This is a genomic window from Buchnera aphidicola (Hyalopterus amygdali) (assembly GCF_964059015.1).
Lineage (GTDB): Bacteria > Pseudomonadota > Gammaproteobacteria > Enterobacterales > Enterobacteriaceae > Buchnera > Buchnera aphidicola_BN.
On the sequence record NZ_OZ060383.1, the window covers coordinates 604,300 to 625,772 of the forward strand.

The following is a 21,473-nucleotide window of genomic DNA, read 5'->3' on the forward strand; positions in this document are numbered from 1 at the left end:
TTTTAAAAAAATATCATATTCTCATTTTTATAATGATTATTGTACTTTTTTTTTCTTTTTTAGACTTTTTTATAAAAAAATCAAATAAATTAGAGAAAAAGAATTTTATAGAAAAAAAAACAAATGATAACTTATTACCACCTAAACCAAAAGAAAAATGGACATATATTCGAAAATTAGAAAATTTATAACTTTTAAAAAATTAAAAAAATAAAATATAATTATTTTAATAAAAATATTTATAAAAAATTAAATAAATGATATTCAAAAAATTTAGAGTAAACATTTTTCTCATTACACCATTAGTTTCATTATTTATATCATTGAAAAAGATATAAAAAATAAAAAAATTATCTTTAAGAGGTTTTCTCGTGACCACAATACTAAGTGTAAGATTAAAAAATAAAGTAGTAATCGGAGGTGATGGACAAGCAACTTTAGGCAATACTATTATGAAAAGTAATGTTAAAAAAATCAGAACACTTTATCATGAAAAAGTAATTGCTGGTTTTGCAGGTGGAACTGCAGATGCTTTCACTTTGTTTGAAATGTTTGAAAAAAAATTAGCTATGTATCAAGGTCAATTGCAACGTGCTGCAATTGAGTTAGCAAAAGATTGGAGATCTGATAGAATGCTACGTAAATTAGAAGCTTTACTAGCTGTAGCAGATAAAAATACTTCATTGATCATTACTGGAAATGGAGATGTAATACAACCTGAAGATGATCTAATAGCTATAGGTTCTGGTGGATCCTACGCTCAATCAGCAGCACGTGCACTAATTGAAAACACTGACCTAAATGCTAATAAAATTGTAAAAAAATCATTAAAAATAGCAGCAAATATTTGTATCTATACAAATCATATTTTTACTATAAAAGAACTATTTTCAGAAAAATAAGGATTATTTATATGTCTGAAATGACCCCCCCTCAAATTGTTTCTGAACTTGATAAATTTATTATTGGTCAAAAAAAAGCAAAAAAAGCCGTTTCTATCGCATTAAGAAATCGTTGGCGTAGAATGCAATTAAATAGTGATCTACGTCATGAAATTACTCCTAAAAATATTTTAATGATTGGTCCTACAGGGGTAGGAAAAACAGAAATTGCGCGAAGATTAGCTAAATTAGCTGATTCACCTTTTATCAAAGTAGAAGCAACAAAATTCACTGAAGTCGGATATGTTGGAAAAGAAGTAGACTCAATTATTAGAGACTTAACAGATGCATCTATAAAAATAGTGCGTATCAAACATATTGAAAGAAATAAAAATAGAGTTGAAGAAATTGTTGAAGAAAGAATATTAGATATTTTAGTACCAAGACCAAAAAATAATTGGACAGAAAAAGAAAATAGTGAAAGTTTATTAAATACTATTCAAATATTTAGAAAAAAATTAAGAGAAGGTCTTCTTGATGAAAAAGAAATTGAAATTAATGTATTGGCAACTACTATGGGGGTAGAAATAATGGCACCTCCTGGTATGGAAGAATTAACAAATCAATTACAATCACTATTTCAAAATTTAGGAGGAAACAAAAAAAATAGTAGAAGACTGAAAATAAAAGATGCAATTTTATTATTACGACAAGAAGAAGCATCAAAATTAATCAACCAAGAAGAAATTAAAAAGGAAGCAATTAATGCAGTAGAACAAAATGGAATTGTATTTATTGACGAAATTGATAAAATATGCAAACGAAGTGATTCTTCTGGTCCAGATATTTCTCGAGAAGGTGTACAAAGAGACCTACTTCCATTAATTGAAGGTTGCACTGTATCAACTAAATATGGAATGGTTAAAACAGATCATATTTTATTCATTGCATCAGGAGCATTTCAAACATCTCGACCTTCAGATTTAATACCTGAACTACAGGGACGTCTTCCTATTAAAGTAGAGTTGCAAGCGCTTACAATCGATGATTTTGAAAAAATTTTAACTGAACCTACTGCATCTATTACTACTCAATATAAAGCACTAATGAAAACAGAAGGTGTGTACATAAACTTTACAAAAGAAGGCATTCGAAATATTGCTGAAGCAGCATGGAGGGTTAATGAATCAATGGAAAATATTGGAGCACGTCGTTTACATACAGTTTTAGAAAAACTGATGGAAGATATTTCTTTTAATGCTAGTGAGAATCATGGAAAAACCATCGAAATTAATTCAGAATATGTTGGAAAACATCTCGATCAATTAATATCTAATGAAGATATGAGTCGCTTTATTTTGTAATGATCTTAAAAAGATTTATGCATTATTTTAATAGAAATTAAAAAAATAAATATTTTTAAAAATAGCCATTGAAAAGAAAAAATAAGACCTTATATAATTTACACAATTCTTTTTAAATTAAATAATATTTTCTTATAATATATAATTTAGTAAAGGAGATTTTATGTCTTATCGTTCATTTTCTTTTTTACCAAATATAGATCAAAATCATATTTTTTCAAATAGATTTAATAAAATTGATAAAATATTTAGTAAATTAACAGGAGAAAAACCTTTATCAGAAACACCAGCATATAACTTATTTCAAATCAATGAAAACCAATATGAATTAATATTAAGTATTCCCGGATATAAAGAAAAAGAATTGGATATTTCTATACATAATAATCAATTAATAATAAAAGGGAAAAAGAAAAATCAAAACAATGAAGATACAAAAAAAATAAATCAATGTTTACATAAAGGTATTATATTTAACGAATTTTCTTTGAATTTTAATTTTGATCACAAAATAAAAGTAAAAAAAGCAGAATTAAATTTAGGTTTATTAAAAATTGATTTTGAATGTAAAATTCCAGAAGAACAAAAACCTAAAAAAATATTCATAAACATTCCTGATGAAAAAAAAGAAATTGAAAAAAATAAAATATAAAAATTTTTTAAAGTAGTAAAATGAACATTTTTTTAAAAAAATCATTGTACTTGTTTTAAATAAGTACAATGATATATATTATATCAAAATAGGAATATATTAATGAATCCATGGATTAATGCTAATATTTTAGAAGTGCGTAAATGGAACGAAAATTTATTTAGTCTAATTTTAAAAGCACCTATTGCGCCTTTTCAACCGGGACAATTTACAAAATTGGCTGTCAACGAAAAAAAAATAAGTTCTGAAAAAAAAAATACACAAAAAAAAATTCAAAGAGCATACTCATTTGTTAATGCTCCAAGTAATAAAAATTTAGAAATTTATATTGTTCGAATAATACACGGAAAGTTAAGTAATATTTTATATAATTTAAAATGCGGAGATAATATTTTTATCAAAAAAAATGCGTTTGGATTTTTTATCCTAGATGAAATACCAAGTTGCGAAACATTATGGATGTTTGCTACCGGTACTGGAATTGGTCCCTATTGTTCTATATTACAAGAAGGTGGTAAAAATATTAATAAATTTAAGAATATTATATTAATTCACGCTGTACGATATGAAAATGAATTAATTTATCTCCCCTTAATAAAAAAACTTTATAAAAAATACAGTGGAAAATTGAAGATACAAACAATAGTAAGCCGAGAAAAAAGTATTAACTCATTGAACGGAAGAATTCCATTTTTATTGAAAAATCAAGTTTTAGAAAAAAAAATAGGTTTTAAAATAAATTGTTACAATTCACATGTTATGCTATGTGGAAATCCTAATATGGTAAAAGATACATATTTGTTTTTAAAAAAATATCGTTATATGGAAAGACATCTTAGACGTAAATCTGGTCATATTACCATGGAAAATTATTGGTAATCTACTTAGAGACTAAGTAAAAAAAACGAGTAAAAATTTAACTATTTTTTAAGTTTTTAATTGAAAAAAATCCTACTATCTAACTAAATCAAAAAATATTTTTATATAATAATTATTTATTTTTTTAAAGGTAAATATATAAAAAATAATTAATTGTTTTTCTTAAAATCATTTTATTATTATATATCATTTCATAAAAACTATTTTCTATTCAATTCATTAAAAAAAATCTATATTTTAAATAATTATTTTTTTATAAAAATAAATTACTTAATACTTAAGTACAATTAGTTAAAATTTTAGATAATAAACTAAATAATTAATTTTTTAAAAAAATATTAAATATAATTACATGTAGATAACTTTTTTTATAATTTAAAAAAATTATACAATGTTACTGTATTCTTGTTTTTTATACTTAATTAAAAATAATATTAAAAAATATAAAAAATATTATTTTTTATTTAATTTGAAATGTAGACTCTATTTTTTAATATTTTTTTATATAATTACTTTTAAAAAAAGTAATTTCAATGTAAAAAAATATTCTATATTCTTTTCAAGAATTTATATATTAAATTAATAAATAAAAATGAAAAAAATTGCAATATATCCCGGAACATTTGATCCAATTACATATGGTCATTTAGACATTATTACACGTGCAACAAAAATTTTTGACAATATAACTATTGCTATTTCTAATAATATAAATAAAAAAACAATTTTTAGTTTAAAAGAGAGAATCATTTTAACAAAAAAAGCTACATTACATCTTAAAAATATAAAAAAAGTAATTGGTTTTAATGGTTTACTGGCTAATTTAGCTAAAAAAGAAAAAACTAATATTTTAATTAGAGGGGTAAGAACAATATTTGATTTTGATTATGAAATAAAATTAGCTGCAATAAATAAACAAATTTATCCTGATTTAGATAGTATTTTTTTTCTTTCCTCTAAAGAGGTTTCATTTATTTCCTCATCTTTTGTTAAGGAAATAGCAAAATATAAGGGAAACATAAAACCATATCTTCCTAAAGAAATACATTTTGCTTTACTAGAAAAATTTAAAAAAAATACTAATATATAGATATTTTTTTCTGAAAAATAATAGGGTATATATTATATACCCTATTATATTTTTTAATACTTACTTTTTAGAATTACTCAAAGAAATATGAATATTGCATTATTGGTGAATTGTTAGAAGAAAGAATTACACTTGTACGTACACCAAAAGAATGAGTTTTTTGCATTGAATGATCATCTTTAGAACATACATCAGATAAGTTTGTAGTAACTAATTTAATTCTATTATTACTAATGTGAGTAATCATATAAGAATTTCTTGAATTTATAATTTGATATTGATTTAATTCCGGATGTTCATCAAGTAATTCAGTATACGATTGCATTAAAATTTTTGGATGTGCATATGTAGAAATTAATTTTTGATCTGCAACATTTGGTACTAATTTTTTAAATGTTTCTATCATTTCTTCCTTTTTTGTAGAATGAATCCAATTTCCATCAACAATAAAAAGAGATGAATTAAAATCACTCATAAATTCTTTATTTAATTCTTGAGATGATTGTAATTCTTCATATACTTTTTGAAAATCTCTAATTGCAGATAAAATTTTTCCGGATGGTCTATCGGATGTATCTGAAACTGTCCAATGACTATTATTATCCATAAAATAATTATAATTAGATTTTTCAATACTTCTATTCATTCTGTCTTTGAATTTTTGATTAACTTTTAAAACACCTTCTTGTACTTCTATATCAAAATTTTCATCTAAATTAGATGGATACCATGTATTTGTATTATCTTTTTTAGGCTCTATAACTTCAAGATCTGGAAAAGAACTTTCATATTCAGGATGATTTGGATTATTATTTAATTTATTAACAACTTTTAATCTCCCGTCTTCTTTAACTTTTTCAATTAAACTATGTATAAAAAATTTTGAAGATTCAATTGTTCTTCCTAATGCTTTAACTTGTTCAATTAATTTATCAATTTTTGAACTTGTTTCTTTTGTTGATTCTGTTGGCTGTGTAAATAATGCACATCCTGCATCAAAAATTTTTAAAATTGTGGTGCCATTAAAAATATTTATAGTTTCAGTTTTAATTTTTTCACAAATGTCAAAGAATGTATCTTTTATTGTATTAATACATGACATAAATTTTTTTTTTAAATCAAAATCTTTAATTTTTTCTTGAATTAATTGTTGAATTTTGTTAATGAGGTCAATAGGATTGTAAATTATATCAAGTGGATTAATAGAATTTTCAGAAGATTCAGAGGAGGATTCTAAAGCAGTTTTTTTTTCGCACCATTTATTAAGTGATTTAATTTAAGCAAATATTTTACATAAAAATTTTCTAGGTCTATTTTATCTTTTTCATCTTCTTCGACACTTTTATTTTTATTTTCAATATTATTAATGGATACTTTAGTACTGCTAATATCATTAATTAAAAAGTTTTCTTTTTTTACTATATTTTTATTAACTTTATCGTGTCTATTTGGTAATGTTTTAGCAAATTTTTCACTAATTTGAAATTGCATTTTTTTTGGTTCAGGAAGTCTTGGATTTAATTTATCAACTAGAGTAACATTAGATGACATAATTTTTTTTCCTTTTTTTAATTTATTATTTGATTCTTAGTAAAAATATTTTTTATATTTTTTAAAATATATTTTTATTCTCAATCAAAAAAAAGTTAAAATATTTATTAATTTTTTTGATTTTAAAATTTTACATATAAAAAATTAATTTTATAATAAGTTGAAAACTTTAATAAGTTAAAATAGTTAAGTTTTAAATTTTTTAATTAATAGTTAATTAAAAAATAAATAATAAAAAACTTTACTATAAAACATAGTAAATCGTATTTTTGTAAAAGTCAATTATTAATGTAAAAAAAAATAAAAATATTATGAATATATATTTAATGATACAAAAAAAGAATAAAAAAACAATTGATTTAATTAATAAATACAATTTAAAACATGATGAAAATTCTGCTATGGCTTTAATAATAAATTCTACTTCTTTAGAACTATACGATCGTTCTACACCTATAAAAAAACCTATTAAAGTTGACTTTACTTCAAAAAAAAATAATTATAGATGTTTGAATTTAAAAAAAAACGAGCTTCTTTACAAAGCTGTAGGAATAAAAAAAAATTATCTTCCTTCTATTCTTGATGCAACAGCAGGATTAGGAACTGATTCTTTTTTACTTTCTTCTTTTGGATGTTTTGTTATAATGATAGAAAAGCATCCTGTAATTGCAGCTTTATTAAGAGACGGCCTTGAAAGAGGCTACAAAGATAAAAAAATTGGTAATTGGTTAAAAAAAAGACTACATCTAATTTTTAATGATAGTTTAAACATGTTAAAAATACCAATTCTACAACCAGATGTCATTTATTTAGATCCAATGTATCCAATTAGAAAAAAAAAGTCGTCTCCTAAAAAGGAATTTCAATTTTTACGGAAATTAATAAATAGTGACTATCAACCTGAGAAATTATTAAATATCGCTAAAAAACTCGCAAAAAAAAGAATTGTTGTAAAGCGTCCATCTTATGCTAGTCCTTTATCCAAAGATAAAGTAGATTTTGTTATCAGTAATAAATCTCATCGTTTTGATATATACCTCCCCTTAAAAAAAAATAGGAGCACATGATCTAAATATATGCTCCTATATAAAATAATCTTCAATTTTAAATATTTTTATATAAATAAAAGCATAATCCGATAAAAAAAACTAGATAATAAAATTGAAATGGGCAAAGTTAATATCCAAGCAAGAGCAATATTTTTTATTGTGTTAACTTGAATTCCATTTCCGTCTCCTAACATTGCTCCAGCTACAGATGAAGATAAGATATGTGTTGTAGATACTGGTATACCTGTATAACTAGCTATACCAATAGAAATAGAAGCAGTTATTTGTGCTGACATAGCTTGACCATATGTCATTCTCTTCTTTCCTATTTTTTCACCAATTGTGACAACTATGCGTTTCCAACCGATCATGGTTCCTATAGATAAAGATAACGCAATAATTAATATTATCCACATTGGTGCATATTCAATTGATTTAAGTATATTTACCTTACTTTCTTCTAAAAAATATTTTTCTTTTTTAGAAACATTTAAAAGATGTATTGTTTGATCAATATTTTCTGAAAGAAAAAGAAAAAAATGACGTAGTTTAAATTTTTTTTCTATACTTAATTCGTTATAATTGTATATTTTAGATAATAAAGATCTAGTTTTTTTTATATTTCTTATAATTTTAAAGTAATTATAATTTTTAATTGGATAGTTATTTTTTTTTTGATTACTAATATTTTTAATTATTATGACTTTATTAGTTGAATAGTATTTATATAATTGATTAATTGTATTTTTTGTATAGAGAATTTCTTTTTTAGATGTATTTAAGTTAATTAAAAAACCAGACGGCACAATTCCAATAAGTACAAGCATCAGCAAGCCAATACCTTTCTGACCATCATTAGCTCCATGAGTATAACTAACTCCAATAGATGATAAAATTAAAGCAGCTTTAATTAAAAAAGGTGGTGTTTTTTTTCCATCTTTTTTTTCTCGTTCTAACGGCGTCATATGAATATGATGAAAATTTTTTTTATTCTTTAAAAAAAAACGAAATAAAAATATCAAACTTCCAGAGATAATTAATCCCACAATAGGAGAAAAAACGAGAGATAAAAAAACGTTCATCATTTTAGGGATGTTTAATGCTTCAACTAAAGAAGAATTAGTAATCATTGCATTAGTTAAACCAATCCCAATGATTGCCCCAATTAACGAATGTGAACTTGATGCTGGCAAACAAAAGTACCAAGTAAGTAAATTCCATAATATAGCGGACAATAACATAGAAAAAACCATAGCAAGTGCATGTTTTGAGCTACTATTTAATAGTAAATCATTAGGTAATAGATGAACAATAGCATATGCAACTGTTAGCCCACCAAGTAAAACACCAAGAAAATTAAAGACACCAGACATAATTACAGCAAAGGGAGCGGACATTGCACGGGTATAGATGAGCGTTGAAACAGCATTAGCTGTATCATGAAAACCATTAATAGCTTCATAACATAATACAAAAAATAAAGCAAAAAAAACAAACAAACTATGATTCAAATCGGAAGACGAAAATAAATATAGCATAATCTTTAAGCCATTTTGATGAATTGAACTAAGTTGATTATCTGTAAAAAACCATGTTATAAAAAATGAAATATAAATTTTATTAAAAAATAAAAAAATATTTTTTGTATATTGTATTAATTTATTTTATTTTTTTTAATTTAAATGACATAAATATTCCGAAAATTAGTACAAGAATAATAAAAGTCGAAATACCTTTCCATTTTAAATAGAACCAAAAAAAACCTCCGCATGTACCAAATATACTTGACCCTAAATAATAAAAAAATAAATATAAAGATGTTGCTTGTACTTTTGCAAATTTTGCATAAGAACCAATCCAACTACTGGCTATTGAATGAGATGCAAAAAAACCGCCTGAAAATATTATTAATCCTAAAATAATCATTAAAATATGATTGCATTGTGTAATTAATAGTCCTAAAATCATTAATAATAATGATATGCTTAATATATTATTACGACTATATTTATGTGTTAAAATGCCAGCTTTAGGAGAACTATAAACTCCCGTTAAATAAATAATAGATAAAAAACCTATAGTTGAGGGAGACAAAAAAAAGGGGGGCAACATTAAACGATAACCTATATAATTAAAAATTGTAATAAAACTTCCCATTAGGATAAATCCTATTACAAATAAAATAAATAATGTAGGATTTTTAAAATGTAAATAAAAATTTTTTAAAAATTTATGAACATTTATAGAAATAGAATGAAAATTTTTTGATGATGGTAAAAAATATAAAAAAAGACAAGATGAAAAAAAAGAAAAACAACCAATGACTATAAGTGCAATATTCCAAGAAAAATATTCAGCTAAAATACTGCTTAAAAGTCGACCTGAAAATCCACCTATAGTATTTCCACTAATATATAAACCCATGCAAAATGATACATATTCAGGGTCAATTTCTTCCATAATATAAGTCATAGCAACTGCAACAACACCACTTAAAGCGAGTCCTGTCAAAGAACGAAGAAAAACAATAAACATCCAACTATTTGTAGTTGCACATATAATAGTAAGTATTGCTGCAACTAACAAAGAAAAAGACATAATTGATTTACGGCCAATCTTATCTGATAAAGGACCGATAAATAATGTTCCAATAGCCATTGTTGCAGTGGCTGCTGATAAAGACAAACTGCTTTCTGTAGCACTTAAAGAAAATTCTTTAGAAAATATTGGTAAAATTGATTGTACACAATATAAAATAGAGAAACTAGAAAATCCTCCTAAAAAAAGAGATAAAACAATTTGATTAAATTTTTTTGTATTTTTTTTTTAATAACATTTTTATGTTCCACAATTGTAAATTTTTTAGAAAAAATATTTTTTATATATATATATGTCCATCATAAACGTAATTTGCTGGTCCTTTCATATAAAGAGGATAATTAAAACCGTTCCAATTAATTTCTAATCTTCCGCCTAATAAATCAACTCGAACATTTTTATTAAGAATCTTTTTAGCTATACCAACTGCAACTGCAGCACAAGCATTACTACCACAAGACTGTGTTTCACCTACATCACGTTCATAAACCCTTAATTGAATATGATTTTTATTTATAATTTTCATAAAACCTACATTTATTCCTTGAATAAAAAGAGGATGTCTTTCTAAAATTTGACCAATTTTTTTTACAGGAGCATGAATGATGGATTCTACTTGAATAATACAATGAGGATTCCCAATAGTAACCAAATTACATTTTAAATTTTTATTTAGAAGCTTTACAGAAAAATTATTAGATATAATTTTTTTAGAGACAGGTATATTTTTTAAGTCAAAACTAGGTTCGTTCATATTTACTTGAATGTTGTTATAAGATATAAAATGAACGCTTATATATTTTTTATTAGTACTAAAAGTAATGTGTTTTTTATTTGTTAAGTTTTTTAGTAAAACAAATAAACCAACGCATCGAGCACCATTACCACATTGTTCAACTTCATTTCCATTAGAGTTAAAAATGCGATAGTGAAAATCAAATTGCGAATTATGTGATTTTTCAATTATTAATAATTGATCAAAACCAATTCCTGTATTTCGATTAGATAATTTTTTTATAATAGATGAAGAAAAAACATAACTTTGTTTAATTAATTCAACAACCATAAAATCGTTACCTAATCCATGCATTTTAGTAAATCTAATTCGTTTTTTTTGATCATTTGAAAACATATTATTTCCTAATAAATTTATTATAAATATAACTTCTATAAATAAGATAAATTAAAAAAAATTCTAATTAATTTAATAAAAACTATCTTTTTAGATTAATATAATAAAATTTATTATTCAAGGATATAAAAATGAAGAAAAATATAGTTATTAGTGAAAAAAATAATAATTTTTATAAATTAGTAGACGACTTGTTTTTAAAGATAGAAGATAATTTAAATGTTTATGAAAATAAAATTGATATTGATTATGAAATAGAAGACTATGTTATAACTATTACTTTTGCAAATAAAAGTTTGATTATAGTCAATAAGCAAGAGTTTTTAAAACAAATATGGTTAGCTACAAAATTAAATGCATATCACTTTAATTATAAAATAGATAAATGGATTTGTAATCGCACGGATAAAAATTTTTGGGAAATATTTGAAAAATCATGTTCTATACAAGCTAATGAAAATTTAGTTTTTTGCTATTCTTAAAGAAAATAAAAATAAAAAATGGATTTTTTATTTTTAATATATTTTAGAAAACTAAATATTTAAATAATATTTCTATACTCAATATGAATGGTAATATGCAAAAAAAAATATTAAGAATTGCTACTAGAAAAAGTCCTTTAGCTTTACAACAAACTAAATATGTTCAAAAAAAAATATTGTCTTTATATCCTAATTTAGATATTAAAATAATACCTATCGTGACTCATGGAGATCATATATTAAATAAATCTCTTTCTAAGATTAGTGGAAAAGGTTTATTTATAAAAGAATTAGAGTTTGCTCTTCTTGAAAATAAAGCAGATATAGCAATACATTCTATGAAAGATCTTCCTGTCAATATTACAAAAGAGCTATGCTTGATTAGCATATGTAAAAGAGGCAATGCATTAGATTCAATGGTTTCTAATCATTATGCATCTATTAACCAATTGCCGAAGGGGGCGATTGTTGGTACCTCTAGCTTAAGAAGACAATGTCAACTAATCACATATCGACCAGATTTAATTGTATCTCCCTTGAGAGGAAATGTAGAAACAAGAATTGCTAAATTAGATGAGGGTAAATATGATGCAATAATTTTAGCTACTGAAGGATTAAATAGATTATGTTTAAAAAATCGAATTACTCAAATTATACCAGCTGAATTATCACTTCCTTCTTGTGGTCAAGGTGCTATTGGGATTCAATCAAGATCACATGATAAAAAAGTATTATTTTTTTTATCAAAATTAAATCATTTTAATACTTTTATTGAAGTAAAAGCAGAAAGAGCATTCTGTAAAAAATTAGAATCTGGATGTCAAATTCCAATTGGAAGTTATGCTATTCTTAAAAAGAAAAAAATTTGGCTTAGAGGATTAGTTGGTTCACCAGATGGTGCAGTTATATTAAAAGGTGAAAGATTTGGTTGGTATAATACTGCAGAAGAAATGGGTTATTCTCTTGCTAAAGAGTTGTTAAATAATGGTGCAAAAAAAATTCTTGATAATTTTTATATAAAAAAACCATATTGTATATGAAAATATTAATTATGCGACCCTCTCCAGAGGGAGAAGAGTTAGTGCATTATTTAAATAATGCAGGAATTTTTTCTTTTCATTTTTCTTTTTTTGATTTTTACCCTAGTACAAGTAAGAATAGAATTTCAAAAAAAATTTATGATTTGTATATATCAGATATCATTCTTATTTTTTCTAAAAAATCTATTAATTATATTAATATATATTTTTTAAAAAAAAAATTAATATGGCCTATATATCCAAAATATTATGCTATTGGGGAAAGTACTGCTATTTTTTTAAGTAAATATGTTCAAAAAAAAATCTTTTTTCCTAAAGATCAAGAAAATAGCGAAAATTTATTAATGCTATTATATAAAAACAATCTTTTAAAAAAGAAAATAACTTTGCTACAAGGAAGAAATGGAAGAAATTTAATAAAAAAACATCTTCAACAACAGGGTTGTGATATTTCCATAATTGAATGTTATAAAAGAATATTTAAAATTATTGATTTTTGCAAAGAGGTAAAAAAATGGCGCGATTTAAAAATAAATACTATTTTAATAACTAGTAGTGAAGTTTTAAATAAGTTAAATAATGAAATTTCCATTTTAGATAAAAGAGAATGGTTATTTAAATGTAAAATATTTGTTATTGGAGAACGATTAGCAGGTATAGCAAAAAAAATTGGTTGGAATAGGAATGATATAATCATTTCAGATTATGCTAATAATAAAAAACTATTTAGACTAATTATGAAAGAAAATAAAAAAAATTAACTTTTTGGTCGGCGAAAGAGGATTTGAACCTCTGACCTACTGGTCCCAAACCAGTTGCGCTACCAAGCTGCGCTATTCGCCGCGTATATTATAAAAAATAATTAATTTTGGGGTGGCTAATGGGATTTGAACCCATGACCACTGGAATCACAATCCAGGACTCTACCAACTGAGCTATAGCCACCAAAAAATTTCTATTATTATAAAAAATTCTTTTAAAGTGCGCTCGACAGGATTTGAACCTGATACCTCTACCTTCGGAAGATAGCGCTCTATCCAAAATGAGCTACGAGCGCATAAAAAGTAAAAATAAAATTTACCCTATTTTAAGATTATTAATCTTATTTGTCTAGTTTTTTTTATTTTTTTAAAAAATTAATATAACATGAAAAGATATTTTAAATATTTTATGAACGTTTCATCATATCAAAAAATTCATCATTGGTTTTAGTCATAGATAATTTGTTTAATAAAAATTCCATTGCATCTATTTCACTCATAGGATGGATAATTTTTCTTAGAATCCACATTTTTTGAAGTTCTTCTGGTAAGGTTAATAATTCTTCTTTTCTAGTTCCAGATCGATTATAATCAATAGCAGGAAAAACGCGTTTTTCGGCTATTTTCCTAGATAAGGGAAGTTCCATATTTCCTGTTCCTTTAAATTCTTCATAAATAACTTCATCCATTTTTGAACCTGTATCAACTAATGCTGTTGCGATAATTGTTAAACTCCCGCCTTCTTCTACGTTACGAGCAGCACCAAAAAATCGTTTAGGTCTGTGTAAAGCATTAGCATCTACTCCTCCTGTTAAAACTTTACCTGATGCCGGTACAACGGTATTATATGCTCTTGCTAAACGCGTAATAGAATCTAGTAATATAATTACGTCTTTTTTATGTTCTACCAATCTTTTTGCTTTTTCAATTACCATCTCGGCAACTTGAACGTGTCTTGATGCCGGTTCGTCAAACGTAGAAGCAACAACTTCACCTTTCACTAATCTTTGCATTTCAGTTACTTCTTCTGGTCTTTCATCGATTAGTAAAACCATTAATACACAATCTGGATGATTATAAGCAATACTTTGTGCAATATTTTGCAATAGAATAGTTTTTCCTGCTTTTGGTGGTGCTACAATTAAACCTCTCTGACCACGTCCAATAGGAGAAGCTAAATCAAGTACTCTTGCTGTTAAATCTTCAGTAGATCCATTTCCTCGTTCCATTCTTAATCTAGAATTAGCATGTAAAGGTGTTAAATTTTCAAATAAAATTTTACTTCTGGCATTTTCAGGTTTATCATAATTCACTTTGTTAACTTTAAGTAAAGCAAAATATCTTTCACCTTCTTTTGGCGGCCTTATTTTTCCAGAAATAGTATCACCGGTACGTAAATTAAACCTACGAATTTGACTTGGTGAAACATATATATCATCAGGACCAGCTAGATAAGAACTATCAGCAGAACGTAAAAAACCAAATCCATCTTGTAATATTTCTAAAACGCCGTCTCCAAATATATCTTCTCCACTTTTTGCATGTTGTTTAAGGATTGCAAAAATAATATCTTGTTTACGCATACGCGCTAAATTTTCCAACCCCATTTTTTCACCCAGAGTAATTAGTTCAGAAACTGGCATATTTTTAAGTGCGGTAAGATTCATAATGGTGGGTTCTTAGTAAAATCGGGGTAAATCTCGAAATGATAATTTTGATATAAATTATAAAATTTTTTATTTTTATTGATAAATTTTTCATAAAATTCAATTTTTTTTATTGAAGATCAATCATTTATATTTGTTGAGTATTTTCATCTAAAAACTTTTTAAGTTGTATTTTAGAAATTGCTCCAATTTTAGTTGCAAGTACTTCACTATTATGAAACAACAGTAATGCAGGAATTCCTCTTATAGAATATATCGGAGCAGTTTTTGGATTTTTTTCAACATTTAACTTAAAAAATGTAATTTTTTTGTAATAACTCTTTGCTACTTCTTCTAAAATAGGTGTTAAGATTTTACATGGATTACACCACTCTGCCCAAAAGTCTACCAATACAAAATCTTTTGATTTTAATACCTGTTCTTGAAAATTTTCATCATTAAGTTCAGTTATTATATTCATATTTTATTTTTTCTCTATTATTAATAATAAAACAATTTAAATAATTATATCATTTTTAAGAATTTATTTAAACTAAAATTAAATAATTTTAATTATGTAAAAAATTACATTTTTATTTTATTATTTTTTTATAAAGGTTATCACAATATATTTCTTCCTGATTCCATTGTAAATCTTCTTGAGGCAACTCAAATAAAAATCTACTAGGTACCATTTGTAATTTTTGACCATATTTATATCTATTTTGACAATATGTAAAAAATAATTGTTTTTTTGCTCTAGTCATACCTACATATGCTAATCTTCGTTCTTCTTCAATATTATCATCATAAATACTTTTTATGTTAGGTAAAATACCTTCACTCATACCAACTATAAAAACTGAAGAAAACTCTAATCCTTTAGATGAATGCAAAGTCATTAATTGAACTTGATTTACAATTTCATCTACTTTTTTTTGTTTTTCTAAAATATCACGTAAAGTCATTTTTGTGATAATTTGTAGTAATGTCATTGGTTTTTCAAATTTATTTCCGCTGAGCATATCTTTTACCCAACTTGATAGTGTGTAAATATTATTTATACTTTTTTGAGCTTTTTTAGGATCTTTTGAAATCTTATTTAACCATAATTCATATTTAATATCATTTATTATAGTATCTAAAATATTGTGTGGATTAAAATATGCTAATTTAATTGTTTTTTTTATCCATGAAATAAACTTTTTTATTTTTAAAATAGTCTTTTCTTTTAAAATTTCCTTGATTTTTACATTATTAATAGACTCAAAGAGACTGATGTTTTTTTCTGTAGCAAATACTTCTAATTTATTTAATGTTTTTAAGCCTATTTGACGTTGTGGAGTATTCAAAATTCTTGAAAATGCATAATTGTCATTTGGATTAATAATTAAACGCAAATAACTTATTAGATCTTTTATTTCCGGACGAGAAAAAAATGATGAATTATTAGAAATATTATAGGGTATATTATTTTTTAATAATATTTTTTCGAGAATTTGAGACTGATAATTACCACGATAAAGTATAGCATAATCTTTATATTTTATTTTATTTTTAGAACATTGTTCAATTATTTTATTTGCTATTTTTTCTGCTTCATTTTCTTCGTCCTTTCCAATTAATACCTTAATTTTATTTCCATATTTTAAATTAGAAAATAATTTTTTTTCAAAGTAATGCAAGTTATTTGCAATTAATTTATTTGCTGCTTTAAGTATTCTTCCGTAAGAACGATAATTTTGTTCCATTTTTATTATTTCTAGATTGGGAAAATCTTTTTTTAGTAAAAAAAGATTTTGAGGTTTTGCACCTCTCCATGAGTATATTGATTGATCATCATCTCCTACTAAAGTAAAATTAGAATTTATATTAGTAAGCGTTTTTATAAACTCATACTGGCTATTATTTGTATCTTGATATTCATCAACTAACATATGGAAAATTTTTTTTTGCCAACGATCTTGAATAATTTTATTATTTTTTAATAAAAGAGTTGGTATACAAATTAAATCATCAAAATCTAATATATTTGATTCACGTAGATAAATATTATATTTTTTATAAAAAAAAGAAAAATTTTTTTCTAATTCTGATTCTGCAGATAACTCGACTTGCAAAGGAGTAAGAAATTTATTCTTCCAAAAAGAAATCATAAATATTAATTTTTTTAATAATTTTGTGTTTTTTTTTGTTTTTTTGTCAACTATTTTTTTTAGTAAAATTAGTTGATCTTTTTCATCAAACAAGGAAAAATTAGGATTAAATTTAAGAGAATGAATTTCTTTTTTTATAATTTCTAATCCTAGCGAATGAAATGTAGAAATAATCATTTTTTTTATTTTTAAAACACTTAAATATTTTGAAAGACGAATTTTTATTTCGTGAGCTGCTTTATTAGTAAAGGTGATAGCAATAATATTACTTGGATTAAGTCGACAATAATTTATTAGATAAATAATTTTATTAATGATAACTTTTGTTTTACCCGATCCAGCCCCTGCTAATATTAAACAGGGACCATTAATAAATTCTATAGCATATTTTTGAGTAGAATTAAGAGACATAAAATGTTAAGTTAATGTAAGATTGATTAAATTATAAATTTTTTAAAGATGATAAAAAAAAATTAATTATATTTATTATTCTTTAATTGAAATAGATTTCATTTCTTTCATATATTTTCTTAATTTTTTACCAACAATTTCGATTGGATGGTTCCGAATTTCTTCGTTAATTTTATATAATTCAATATTATCTATTTTAGTAGTCGGTACTGAACAACCTAAATCGTATTTTTCGAGATTCATAATAAAATTTTTTAAAATAGGATAGGCTGAATTTGAAAAAAGATAATTACCATATTCTGCTGTATCTGAAATAACAACATTCATTTCATACAATTTTTTTCTTGCAATTGTATTTGCAATTAATGGTAATTCATGTAAAGATTCGTAATAAGCTGATTCACTTTTAATTCCTGATTTAATCATAGTTTCGAAAGCTAATTCCACGCCTGACTTAATCATAGCAACCATTAATGTTCCATGATTATAATAATCTTCTTCAGATATTTTTTTTGAATAATCAAGATTATTTTTTTCAAAAAGTGTATTTTTTGTATCTTTACGCCAATTTAATAAATTTTTATCATTATTTTTCCAATCTATCATCATTTCTTTAGAAAAAGCACCTGATATAATATCATCCATATGTTTTTTAAATAGGGGTGATAAAATTTTCTTTATCTTATTAGATAGTTTTAAAGCTCTTATTTTTGATGAATTTGAAAGCCTATCCATCATTAATGTAATACCTCCGTGTTTTAGAGATTCTGTGATAGTTTCCCAACCATATTGTATTAATTTTGCTGAATAACCTGCATCATATTTATCTTGAATTAATTTTTTATAACATAGCAGAGAAGCTGTCTGCAGCATGCCACATAAAATTGTTTGTTCCCCCATTAAATCTGATTTAACTTCAGCAATAAAAGAAGAATCCAATACTCCAGCACGGTGTCCACCTATTGAAAAAGCCCATGCTTTTGCAACTTCTAATCCTATTTTTTGGTGGTCATTATCAGTATGAACAGCAATTAATGTAGGTACTCCGAATCCTCTTTTAAATTCCTCTCTTACTTCTGTTCCAGGGCATTTTGGGGCAACCATAATTACTGTTATATCTTTTCGTATTATTTCTCCACATTCTACAATATTAAAACCGTGTGAATAACCTAAAAATGCATTTTTTTTCATCAATTTTTGTATTTCTTTTACAACGTTTTGATGTTGTTTGTCAGGTGTTAAATTAATAACTAAGTCAGCTTTTGGTATTAGTGATTCATAATCATTTACTTCAAATTTATTTTTAGTCGCATTTAACCAAGATTGATTTTTTTTTAAAATACTATTTTTTTTTAGTGCGTAAGAAATATTGAGACCAGAATCTCTCATATTTAAACCTTGATTTAAACCTTGTGATCCACATCCTACAATAACTATTTTTTTATTTTTTAAAATAGCATTTTGATTTTGAAATTCATTTCTTTTCATAAAACGACATTTTTTAATTTCGTTAAATTTTTTACGAAAACATAATTTATTAAAATAATTCATATAGATAATTCCCAATATTTTATATTTTTTTATTATTTACTATTAATAAAAAATTTTATAAATCAAATAATTTATTTTTATCTCTTATTGCTCCTGTGTCTGCGCTGGAAGCAAAAGATGCATAGGCACGAAGAGCAAAAGAAATAGTTCTTTTCCTATTTTGAGGTTTGTATGCTTTAGAGCCTTTTAAATTTTCTTGAATAATACGAAGATTTAGTTCTTTTTCTGGAATATTTAAGTGAATGGTTTTTTCATAAATATTAATTTGGATATTATCACCATCTTTTACTAAAGCTATTACACCTTGACTTGCTGCTTCAGGTGAAATATGTCCTATAGATAAACCAGATGTTCCGCCAGAAAAGCGACCATCGGTAATTAAAGCACATGACTTATCTAAATTCATCGATTTGAGATATGTTGTTGGATATAGCATCTCTTGCATTCCAGGTCCACCCTTAGGACCTTCATAACGAATAACTATTATATTACCAGGAATAATTTTTCCTGATAAAATAGCATCAACCGCATCTTCCTGACTTTCATATACTTTAGCAAATCCGGAAAAAATATAATTTTTTTTACTTACACCAGCAGTTTTTATTATACAACCATTTTTTGCTAAATTTCCATATAAGATAGATAACCCGCCATTTTTACTGTAAGCATTTTTATATGAACGAATACATCCGCTAATACGATTATCATCTAGTGTATTCCATCTATAATTTTGAGAAAATGGTTTAACTGTACGTATTCCTCCTGGACCTGCATGAAACATTTTTATTATTTTTTTATCTTTTGTAGATAAGATATCATATTTTTTTAGTGTTTCTTCTAAATTTAAACCTAATATATTTTTTGTTTTTTTATGTAGTAAAAGAGCACGATTTAATTCTCCTAAAATTCCCATTACGCCTCCTGCTCGATGCACATCTTCTACATGATATATATTAGTGCTTGGAGAAACTTTACAAATATGAGGAACACGTTTAGAAAGATAATTAATATCTGACATTTTAAAATCGATATATCCTTCATACGCTGCAGCTAATAAATGTAAAATAGTATTAGTAGATCCACCCATTGCAATATCTAACGACATAGCATTTTCAAAAGATTCTTTGTTGGCTATGTTTCGTGGTAATACATCTTGATTATTATTATCGTAATATTCTTGTGTGATGTTGACAATTGTTTTTGCTGATTCTTGAAATAATTCTTTACGATCAATATGCGTTGCTAATAATGTTCCATTTCCAGGCAAAGCTAAACCTATAGCTTCCATTAAACAATTCATTGAATTTGCAGTAAACATGCCTGAACAAGAACCACAAGTTGGACATGCTGACATTTCTATTGTCTTTATAAAAGATTCAGATTGATTGGGATTTCCGCCATGAATTATAGCATCTACTAAATCAATTTTTTCTTTTTTTTTTGTTTTTCCAGCTTCCATTGGTCCTCCTGAAACAAAGACTGATGGTATATTTAAACGTAATGATGCCATAAACATAGCTGGAGTTATTTTATCGCAATTAGAAATGCATATCATTGCATCAACGCAATGAGCATTGATTACATACTCTATAGAATCTGCAATTAATTCACGAGATGGTAGAGAATATAACATGCCTGAGTGTCCCATAGCTATTCCATCGTCTATTGCAATAGTATTAAATTCTTTTGGAACAGCATTGTGTTTTTTAATCTCTTCAGAAATTATCTTTCCTACTTCTTGTAAATGAATATGTCCTGGTACAAATTGAGAAAATGAATTTACTACAGCTATAATTGGTTTTTTAAAATCTTCATCTATCATACCAGTAGCACGCCATAAAGCTCTTGCTCCGGACATATTTCTACCATGTGTAGTTGTGAATGAACGATATCGTGGCATTGAAAAAATTACTCCAAGGAATATTATTTTTTTAATAGTAGGAATTATATATTATAAAATATAATAATCAGTTGATGTTTTTTGTTTTTTAATTGATATGAAATTAGATGTTTAAAAAAATATTTACTTTTTGACATTCTTTCAGGGGTGGAAGGACTTGAACCTACAACTTTCGGTTTTGGAGACCGATGCTCTACCAAATTGAACTACACCCCTAATAATATTTTAAAATTAATTATATTACTAATTAGTATAAAAGTCTAGTTTACATATTATATATTTTGTATTTAATCTATTTATTTTTTAAACACAAAAAATGATAGAATATTC

General features: G+C 24.9%; 18 protein-coding genes, 4 tRNA genes and 1 pseudogene. 9 read left to right on the forward strand and 14 right to left on the reverse strand.

Going from position 1 to position 21,473, the window contains the following annotated elements:
* The first annotated feature begins 371 nt into the window (after positions 1-371).
* The 5 genes from hslV to coaD all read left to right on the forward strand — a co-directional run bounded on the left by hslV (position 372) and on the right by coaD (position 4,866).
* The gene (gene hslV, locus AB4W74_RS02945; RefSeq protein ID WP_367681955.1) at positions 372-902 is read left to right on the forward strand and encodes an ATP-dependent protease subunit HslV; all 531 of its coding nucleotides are present in this window, start codon (positions 372-374) and stop codon (positions 900-902) included.
* A gap of 11 nt (positions 903-913) precedes the next feature.
* Complete coding sequence (hslU, locus tag AB4W74_RS02950; protein ID WP_367681956.1) at positions 914-2,245, forward strand: HslU--HslV peptidase ATPase subunit; 1,332 nt, start codon at positions 914-916, stop codon at positions 2,243-2,245.
* Between the two features lie 163 nt (positions 2,246-2,408).
* Complete coding sequence (locus AB4W74_RS02955; RefSeq protein ID WP_367681957.1) at positions 2,409-2,897, forward strand: Hsp20 family protein; 489 nt, start codon at positions 2,409-2,411, stop codon at positions 2,895-2,897.
* Between the two features lie 102 nt (positions 2,898-2,999).
* Entirely contained in the window at positions 3,000-3,776 is a 777-nt protein-coding gene (locus AB4W74_RS02960) for an FAD-binding oxidoreductase (protein ID WP_367681958.1), read from the forward strand.
* Between the two features lie 592 nt (positions 3,777-4,368).
* Positions 4,369-4,866 (forward strand): pantetheine-phosphate adenylyltransferase, encoded by a 498-nt coding sequence (coaD, locus tag AB4W74_RS02965; RefSeq protein WP_367681959.1) that lies wholly within the window; start codon positions 4,369-4,371, stop codon positions 4,864-4,866.
* A gap of 73 nt (positions 4,867-4,939) precedes the next feature.
* Here coaD and AB4W74_RS02970 read toward each other — a convergent pair whose 3' ends face one another.
* Together AB4W74_RS02970 and AB4W74_RS02975 are read right to left on the reverse strand one after the other, a co-directional pair.
* Complete coding sequence (locus AB4W74_RS02970; RefSeq protein ID WP_367681960.1) at positions 4,940-5,968, reverse strand: hypothetical protein; 1,029 nt, start codon at positions 5,966-5,968, stop codon at positions 4,940-4,942.
* Positions 5,969-6,099: 131 nt separating this feature from the next.
* Complete coding sequence (locus AB4W74_RS02975; protein WP_367681961.1) at positions 6,100-6,417, reverse strand: hypothetical protein; 318 nt, start codon at positions 6,415-6,417, stop codon at positions 6,100-6,102.
* 311 nt (positions 6,418-6,728) lie between these two features.
* Between AB4W74_RS02975 and AB4W74_RS02980 the strand changes: the two genes are divergently transcribed.
* The gene (locus tag AB4W74_RS02980) at positions 6,729-7,484 is read left to right on the forward strand and encodes a class I SAM-dependent methyltransferase (RefSeq protein ID WP_367681962.1); all 756 of its coding nucleotides are present in this window, start codon (positions 6,729-6,731) and stop codon (positions 7,482-7,484) included.
* A gap of 47 nt (positions 7,485-7,531) precedes the next feature.
* On the opposite strand, the gene AB4W74_RS02985 is transcribed toward AB4W74_RS02980, so the two are convergent.
* The 3 genes and pseudogenes from AB4W74_RS02985 to dapF form a co-directional block, all read right to left on the reverse strand.
* A complete protein-coding gene (locus tag AB4W74_RS02985; protein WP_367681963.1) occupies positions 7,532-9,004 on the reverse strand; it encodes an inorganic phosphate transporter in 1,473 nt (490 codons plus the stop codon).
* A 121-nt stretch (positions 9,005-9,125) separates the two neighbouring features.
* Positions 9,126-10,325: pseudogene (locus AB4W74_RS02990) on the reverse strand (MFS transporter).
* Between the two features lie 19 nt (positions 10,326-10,344).
* Entirely contained in the window at positions 10,345-11,196 is an 852-nt protein-coding gene (gene dapF, locus AB4W74_RS02995) for a diaminopimelate epimerase (RefSeq protein WP_367681964.1), read from the reverse strand.
* Positions 11,197-11,327: 131 nt separating this feature from the next.
* Between dapF and cyaY the strand changes: the two genes are divergently transcribed.
* The 3 genes from cyaY to AB4W74_RS03010 all read left to right on the forward strand — a co-directional run bounded on the left by cyaY (position 11,328) and on the right by AB4W74_RS03010 (position 13,479).
* Positions 11,328-11,678, forward strand: a complete 351-nt coding sequence (gene cyaY / locus AB4W74_RS03000) for an iron donor protein CyaY (protein WP_367681965.1) — start codon at positions 11,328-11,330, stop codon at positions 11,676-11,678.
* A gap of 95 nt (positions 11,679-11,773) precedes the next feature.
* Entirely contained in the window at positions 11,774-12,718 is a 945-nt protein-coding gene (gene hemC / locus AB4W74_RS03005) for a hydroxymethylbilane synthase (RefSeq protein WP_367681966.1), read from the forward strand.
* Between the two features lie 11 nt (positions 12,719-12,729).
* Positions 12,730-13,479 carry a uroporphyrinogen-III synthase gene (locus AB4W74_RS03010; RefSeq protein WP_367681967.1) on the forward strand — a complete coding sequence of 250 codons (750 nt, stop codon included), beginning with the start codon at positions 12,730-12,732 and terminating at the stop codon, positions 13,477-13,479.
* A gap of 5 nt (positions 13,480-13,484) precedes the next feature.
* Here the strand turns inward: AB4W74_RS03010 and AB4W74_RS03015 are convergent.
* From AB4W74_RS03015 to AB4W74_RS03055, 9 genes are all read right to left on the reverse strand, one after another.
* A tRNA-Pro gene (locus tag AB4W74_RS03015) sits at positions 13,485-13,561 on the reverse strand.
* A gap of 26 nt (positions 13,562-13,587) precedes the next feature.
* Positions 13,588-13,663: transfer RNA gene (locus AB4W74_RS03020), tRNA-His, on the reverse strand.
* 37 nt (positions 13,664-13,700) lie between these two features.
* Positions 13,701-13,775: transfer RNA gene (locus AB4W74_RS03025), tRNA-Arg, on the reverse strand.
* 111 nt (positions 13,776-13,886) lie between these two features.
* Complete coding sequence (gene rho, locus AB4W74_RS03030; RefSeq protein WP_367681968.1) at positions 13,887-15,146, reverse strand: transcription termination factor Rho; 1,260 nt, start codon at positions 15,144-15,146, stop codon at positions 13,887-13,889.
* Positions 15,147-15,273: 127 nt separating this feature from the next.
* The gene (gene trxA, locus AB4W74_RS03035; protein ID WP_367681969.1) at positions 15,274-15,606 is read right to left on the reverse strand and encodes a thioredoxin TrxA; all 333 of its coding nucleotides are present in this window, start codon (positions 15,604-15,606) and stop codon (positions 15,274-15,276) included.
* 112 nt (positions 15,607-15,718) lie between these two features.
* Positions 15,719-17,692: a DNA helicase Rep gene (gene rep, locus AB4W74_RS03040; RefSeq protein WP_367681970.1), complete on the reverse strand. Its 1,974-nt coding sequence runs from the start codon at positions 17,690-17,692 to the stop codon at positions 15,719-15,721.
* Positions 17,693-17,767: 75 nt separating this feature from the next.
* Positions 17,768-19,243: a ketol-acid reductoisomerase gene (ilvC, locus tag AB4W74_RS03045; RefSeq protein ID WP_367681971.1), complete on the reverse strand. Its 1,476-nt coding sequence runs from the start codon at positions 19,241-19,243 to the stop codon at positions 17,768-17,770.
* A 55-nt stretch (positions 19,244-19,298) separates the two neighbouring features.
* Positions 19,299-21,143: a dihydroxy-acid dehydratase gene (ilvD, locus tag AB4W74_RS03050; RefSeq protein ID WP_367681972.1), complete on the reverse strand. Its 1,845-nt coding sequence runs from the start codon at positions 21,141-21,143 to the stop codon at positions 19,299-19,301.
* Between the two features lie 142 nt (positions 21,144-21,285).
* Positions 21,286-21,359: transfer RNA gene (locus AB4W74_RS03055), tRNA-Trp, on the reverse strand.
* Positions 21,360-21,473: the final 114 nt, after the last annotated feature.